Source organism: Amycolatopsis nivea (assembly GCF_004522235.1).
Lineage (GTDB): Bacteria > Actinomycetota > Actinomycetes > Mycobacteriales > Pseudonocardiaceae > Amycolatopsis > Amycolatopsis nivea.
This window is the reverse complement of sequence record NZ_SDLT01000028.1, coordinates 126,123-132,518: the sequence shown is the minus strand read 5'-3', so window position 1 is coordinate 132,518 and position 6,396 is coordinate 126,123. Positions and strand designations below refer to the sequence as shown.

General features: G+C 71.4%; 5 protein-coding genes. 1 reads left to right on the top strand and 4 read right to left on the bottom strand.

The genetic code is table 11. The features are described from left to right. Window positions 1-194 precede the first annotated feature (194 nt). The 4 genes from EIZ44_RS29050 to EIZ44_RS29035 form a co-directional block, all read right to left on the bottom strand. A complete protein-coding gene (locus EIZ44_RS29050) occupies window positions 195-1,514 on the bottom strand; it encodes an amidase (protein WP_134732473.1) in 1,320 nt (439 codons plus the stop codon). Between the two features lie 11 nt (window positions 1,515-1,525). Continuing rightward, window positions 1,526-2,161, bottom strand: a complete 636-nt coding sequence (locus tag EIZ44_RS29045; RefSeq protein WP_037816759.1) for a response regulator transcription factor — start codon at window positions 2,159-2,161, stop codon at window positions 1,526-1,528. Between the two features lie 102 nt (window positions 2,162-2,263). Next, on the bottom strand, window positions 2,264-2,527 hold the full coding sequence (locus EIZ44_RS29040) for a hypothetical protein (protein WP_134732471.1): 264 nt from the start codon (window positions 2,525-2,527) through the stop codon (window positions 2,264-2,266). Then, window positions 2,524-2,802, bottom strand: coding sequence for a WXG100 family type VII secretion target (locus EIZ44_RS29035; protein ID WP_134732469.1), 279 nt, complete (start codon window positions 2,800-2,802; stop codon window positions 2,524-2,526). The genes EIZ44_RS29040 and EIZ44_RS29035 overlap by 4 nt, the downstream gene beginning before the upstream one ends. 320 nt (window positions 2,803-3,122) lie before the next feature. Between EIZ44_RS29035 and EIZ44_RS29030 the strand changes: the two genes are divergently transcribed. Further along, window positions 3,123-6,362, top strand: coding sequence for an ATP-binding protein (locus EIZ44_RS29030; protein WP_134732467.1), 3,240 nt, complete (start codon window positions 3,123-3,125; stop codon window positions 6,360-6,362). Window positions 6,363-6,396: the final 34 nt, after the last annotated feature.

The following is a 6,396-nucleotide window of genomic DNA, read 5'->3' as shown; positions in this document are numbered from 1 at the left end:
CAACTAACCACCCAGGTTCCGCAACACCCTCTGAGGGAATCTGATTCCCTCAGGGTGGCCCTCACGGACCACAAGCATCAGCCAGATAGGTGCCGATCGGGCGTTTCGGCGTCGATGGTCTCTCTTGTGGACGGTCAGCAGGCCGAATCGGCGCGGCTTAAGTTCCTGGTGTCGGCAGTTCAGCCAGTGAGCCCCTAGACCGTCCGCGGCCAGGGGTTCGCCGATTCCAGTTCCGCCGCCAGCCCCAGCAGCACTGGTTCCCCGCCGGGGCGGGCTACTAGTTGCACGCACATCGCCAGGTCATGGACGGGGTGCCGGGCCACCGGGACCGAGAGCGCGGGGTATCCGGCCAGGTTCCACGGTCCGGTGAATGACGCCACCCTCGAGGACGGGACTGCGTTCGCCAGCCACGGCTCGCGGTGCCAGCGGCGGGCTTTCAGCGGCAAGGTCGCCAACGTCGGGGTCACCAGCACGTCGTGGGACTCGAAGAACTGCTCCGCGATCGCCTCCCATTCGTCGCGGGCTCGGTCGTTGACCAGGCGTGCCGTCAGGCGGCCGAGGCGGACGTGGGCGCGGGTCCGGGGTTGCAGGCGCGACAGGTCGAAGCTGCCCGCGGCCTGCTCAGCCGGACCGGCGAACCAGCGGGTGACCAGGCCGCCTAGGGCGCGGAGTGGGTAGGCGGGGGTCGCGGAAGTGACGGTGTGGCCAGCCGAAAGGAGCGCGGCAGCCTGGTCGACGGCGGCGCGGAGCGGGCGCGACAGTGGGGCTCGGGTGAACGGGACCTGGGTGGAGGTCGCGATGCGCAGGGAACCCGGGGGCGTCAGGGTGGCCCATTCCGGGCGGTCGGCCAGGACGGACATCAGGAGGGCGGCGTCGGCGACCGTCGTGGTCAGTGGGCCGTGGGTGGAGAGGCCGAACCAGCCTGGAGCGTCTTCGCGGACCACGTCACGGCCGGGTTTCAGGCCTACGATGCCGCACATTCCGGCGGGCAGGCGGATGGATCCCAGACCGTCGGTGCCGTGGGCGATCGGGACCAGGCCCGCGGCTACCGCGGCCGCGCTGCCGCCCGAGGAACCGCCTGCGGTGAAGGCTGGGTTGCGGGGGTTGCGGGCGATGCCGGAAGGGTCGTCGCTGGTCGGGAAGATGCACAGCTCCGGCACGCGGGTCAGACCGACGATGACCGCGCCGGCTGCGCGCAGGCGGGTGGCGATCAGGCCGTCGGCGGTCGCCAGGTCGCGGGGGCCTGCTTCTGAACCCCAGCCCTGGTATTCGCCAGCGACGTCGGTGACATCTTTGACCGCGACGGGGACGCCGGCCAGGGGCAGCGAAGCGAGGTCCGGGCGGGCCGCGACTTCGGCGGCTTCGGCTCGGGCCTCGGCGAAGCGCACGCGGCGGAACGCGCCGACGACGCCGTCCGCTGCTGCGATCCGGGCGAGGGCTTCCTCGGTCACCTGGACCGGGTCCAGCTCCCCTGCCCGCACTCCGCGAGCGATCTCTACCGCCGTCTGCGCCATGGGTCAGAAGACTAGATCGCGCCGGCGCGCAGGGCATAGGCCACGGCGTGCGCACGGTTGTTCAGACCGCAGCGGGTCATCAGGCCGTACAGCACGTTCTTGACCGTCCGCTCCGAATAACAGAGCTTCGTCGCGATCTCCTCGGTGCCGTAGCCCTCGGCGACCAGCCGCAGCACGTCGCATTCGCGCGACGCCAGGCCGGACAGCGTGAGACCGTTCGGCTCCAGCACGTCGCGGCGCATCCGCTGCACCTGCGCGAGCAGCGCGCCCTGCAGCCGCGGCGGGAGCGTCGCCGTGCCGTCGCCCGCGGCCAGCACTGCCGCGACCAGTTCGCCGCCGCCGGTTTCGCGGCGCGGCAGGATCGCGACGACCCCGCATTCGACGGCCGTCATCAGGTCGCTCTCGCGGAAATGGTCGACCACGATCACCAGATGCGGTCCGGTCAGCTGCTCGGACTGCCTGCCGAGGTCCCGCACCTGCGACAGCACCCGGTCGGTCACGTGCTCCTCCATCACGAGGACCACGTCCGCCTGGCTCGCCGCGTCCTGGCCGAGCAGGACCAGTTCCGGGCGCGAACCCAGCAGGCTCGCGGCTCCGGCCCGGGTGATCGGGTCCGAGGCGAGCACTGCGACCTTGACGAGCTTCACGGTTACCCCCTTCACATTGCCTGGACGCAGTGTGGCGGGCGAGACTTCACGTTTTCTGGCGCGCTCGTGAAGGCCGGTGGAGAAAACCGGGGTCTTCCCTGTTCAGCGGCCTCTTTTCGGGTCTGGAGACGAGATTTCGCGGAAGGCTTGCGCCGCCCGGTCGAGGCATTCGGGCATCCGGTCGAGCGCGGCGGCCCACTCCCGTCTGGCCTCCCGGTAGCGAGCCCGCGCGGCGGCAGGCCAGCCGGCCACCTCGGGTTCCACCGCCGACTCCAGTTCCGCCAGCACCGCGCCGAGGTCGGCGGTCGTGCGGCGGATCCGGGACAGCACTTCGGCGGCCTGCTCGAAGCCGGGATCGCCGCTCATCGACGATCAGGGCACCGCACGCGCTCATTTGAGCACTCCGCGGTGGTGGACGCGGCCGTACCGCGCGCGACGTCCACGAGATCTGCCAGACTTGCCAGAATGCGATCGAACTGCTGCTCCCAATCGTTCATCGCCTGGCCGAAGCGCACCGCCGCCTCGCCGCGCCACGACGCCTGCAGCGCCGCCATTTCGCTGTTCACCGTGCCGAAACAGGCGTTCGCCGCGTCGATCGCCGCCGCGAACCTCGCCCCCGCCGGGGCCGGAACCGGGTCCACGCCTCCTCCTCACCACCGCCGCGCCGAAGCCGCGAATCGAGCGCGCGGGTTCCTCATCGAGGCTGCCGCAGGGATTCCCGTCCGGAAACCGGGGAGCGCGGCCGATGCCCCTTTGTCGCGGCAGGTGTGCCTGCCGGACCGCCCGGCCGGTTTGCCCGGCGTTCACCGGCGGGCCTCTCCCTCGACCATGTCCACCGGACAATTCGCTGGACAAGACCGGCAAAAGCAACCCGGGGCGGTCCCGCGACGTCACCTTTTCGGCGTAAGCTCACCAGTGGCATCCGGCGTGTGACGATCCGTCAGCGCGTGAAGGGAGACCGATGTCGGCATCCGGCGGCGTCCCGGCGCCGGAAATCCAGCTGCTCGGACCGGTGCGAGCCTGGCTCGGCGACCGGCAGCTCGACCTCGGTTCCGCTCATCGGCGCACAGTCTTCGCAGTACTGGCCTTCTCGCCGAACCGCACCGTCTCCCGCGAAGTGCTCATCGACGCGGTGTGGGGCGACTCGCCCCCGGCCAGCGCGCAGGGGAGCATCTACACCTATATCTCCGGACTGCGCCGCGTCCTCGAACCGGGCCGCCGCAAAGGCGCCGAATCGCGGCTGATCGCGTCCACCGGATCCGGCTACTCGCTCTGTGTCGAACCGGAGCAGATCGACGTCCACCGCTTCAGCGCGCTGCGCGACCTCGGCAACCGGCTGCTCGCCGAGGGACGCCGGGCCGAAGCACGGAGCGTGCTCGACGAGGCTCTCGCGGAGTGGGACGGCACGCCGTTGCAATGTCTCTCCGGGCATTACGCGACCGCGCAGCGGGTGCGGCTGGAGGAACTGCGGCTGGCGACCGTCGAACGCCGGGCCGAGCTGGCGATGGACTCGGGCGAATCCGCCGGGCTCGTCACGCAGCTCGGCGAACTCGCCGCGGAACACCCGTTCCGCGAGCCGCTGCACGGACTGCTCATGCGAGCACTCGACCAGGCTGGCCGGCATCACGAGGCGCTCACCGTCTACACCGAGCTGCGCGAGCGGCTGGTCGAAGCGTCCGGCACCGAGCCGGGTCCCGCGCTGCGGGAGTTGTACGAAAAGCTGCTGGCCGTCGACGAGGCGGTCACGCCCGCGCCGGTCACAAAGGTCCCCCGCTTCCCGCTGCCGGTGCTGCCGCCGCGTCCGGCGACGTTCGTCGGGCGGGAAGACGAACTGCAGCTGCTCAGCGAAGCCGTCGCCGGTCTCGGCGGGGGCCTCGGCCGTTCGGTGTGGGTGAAGGGCGAACCGGGAATCGGCCGGACCGCGCTGCTGGCCGAAACCGTCGCGCTGGCACACGAAACCGGTTACCCGGCGCTGTTCGCCGCCGCGGACTCGCTCGACCAGGGCTTTGCCCTGCGTCCGCTGCTGGACGCGCTCGGCGTGCACCCGCGTGCCTCGGACCTGCGCCGCGCGGAACTCGCGGTGGCGCTCGCCGAGAACCCGGACCTGGACCCGGTGCAGGGCATTCTCGGACTGGTCCGGCAGCTGTGCGCGGACGGCCCGCTCGTGCTCGTGGTCGACGATCTGCAGTGGGCGGACGAAACGACGTTGCAGGTGTGGCAGCACCTCGCTCGCGAGACTCGGCGGCTGCCGCTGCTGCTCGTCGGAGCGAGCCGTCCGCTCCCCCGCTCGGCCGCGCTCGAAGCGCTGGCCGCGGACCTGTCGTCCGGCGCGACCTCGCTGCTGCGGCTGGAACCGTTGCCGGACCACGAGATCCGGAAGATCGCCGCGGATCTCACCGGCGCGCCGCCGAACCGGATGTTCTCGGTGCTGCTCGGCCATGCCGCCGGAAACCCGCGCTACGCCACGGAAATCGTCGAAACCCTGCTCGCCAATTCGATGATCCTGCTCGACGGCGCGCACGCCATTGTGGACGGTTCGTCGTGCCGCTCGATCCCGTCGCCGCTCGGCTCGCGGGTCACGCTGTATCTGATCTTCCTCTCCAGTTCTGCGCGAGACCTGTTGCGCTGGGCCGCCTTGCTGGGCAAGGAATTCTCGCTCGCCGATATCGCGATCGCCACCGAGCGCGCGCCGACCGCACTGGTCGCCGCGGTCGAGGAAGCGCTCACCGCGGGGGTGCTGGTCGAGTCCGGCGATCTGCTCGCGTTCCGGCATCCGTTGCTGCGCCGCGTGTTGTACGAAAAGACGCCAGCCGCGATGCGCGTCGCGCTGCACCGGCAGCTGGCCGAAGCGCTCGATGGTGCGGGAGCGGGTGCGGAACGCGTCGCCGAGCAACTGGCGGCGGCGCCCGCGCAAGTGGACCCGTGGATGGCGAACTGGCTGGTCGAGCACATCGGCACGGTCGCCGCGCAGTCGCCGCGGGTCGCGGTGGATCTGCTCAAACAGGTGGTCAAGCAGGCTGTGCTGCCCGCCGAGGCCCGCGAACCGCTCACCGCCACGCTCGCCCGGCTGCTGTTCTGGCTCGGCCGGGAGCCGGAGGCGGAGGCGCGTTCGGTCGTCGCGCGCACCCAGGACAGCAGGCAGGCCGCGGAAATGCGCTGGATCCTCGCCTACATCTATTACCGGCGCGGCGAATTCGCCGAAGCCTCGGCGGAAGTCCGCCGTACGCTGGCCGATCCGAAGGTGCCGGAGATGTGGCGCGGGCGGCACGAAACCCTGCGCGTGACCATCGAGCGGTTCGCCGTCGACCATCGAGCGGCCGCACCGGATCTGTCCGAACTGGGTGTGCTGGACGGACTCGACAACGACGCGGACCTGAGCACCGCGCGCCGGCTGGCCGCGACCCGGGCGGTGCCCGGCGAGATGCACCTGGCCGGCGCGGTGCACTACTACTGGCGCGGCCGGTGGGGCGAGGCGCTGGCCGAACTCGACACGGTGATCCGGGGCGGCGCGGAAACCGCGTCGTATGTGTTGCGCAGCCCGGGATCGGCATTGCTGGTGCACGGCGTCGGCGCGCTGATCGCGAGTCACCGGGACGAACCGGACGAGGCGCGCGCCCATCTCGACGCGGCGGCCCGGCACCAGTTCCCGCACGGTCTCGAGCCGAACGGCGGCGACTACCTGCTCGCCGCGCGCGCCCAGCTCGCCGAGCTGGAAGGCGATCCGGAAGCCGCGCTCGCCGCGCTTCTCCCGTTGCTGGGCCAGAACTATCCGCCCGCGGCGCGTCAGCAGTGGCTGCCCGACCTCGCCCGGCTCGCCATGCAGCTCGGCGACCAGCCGCACGCGTTCCGGGCGCTGCGGCTGATGGGCGACACCAGCGGGTACGACACTCCGCCGTCGCACACCGCGGCCACCGCGCACTGCCGGGGCCTGGTCACCGCGGATCCGGACGCGATCCTCGGCGCCGCCACGCACTACGAGGCCGCCGGACGGATGCTCAAACACGCTCGGGCCAGCGAGGACGCCGCGATCCTGCTCGCCGAGTACCGCCGTCTCGACGAGGCGCGCACGGCTTTCCTCGCGGCACTCACCAGCTACACCTCGGTCGGCGCGGCTTGGGACGTGCGGCGGGCCGAGACGCGGATGCAGCCGTACGGCATCCGGCGGGCCAGTCCGGTCCGCGCGCGTGCGGCAGGAGAGTGAACCGGGGTGGACTCGCGTCCATGATCGACCGGTA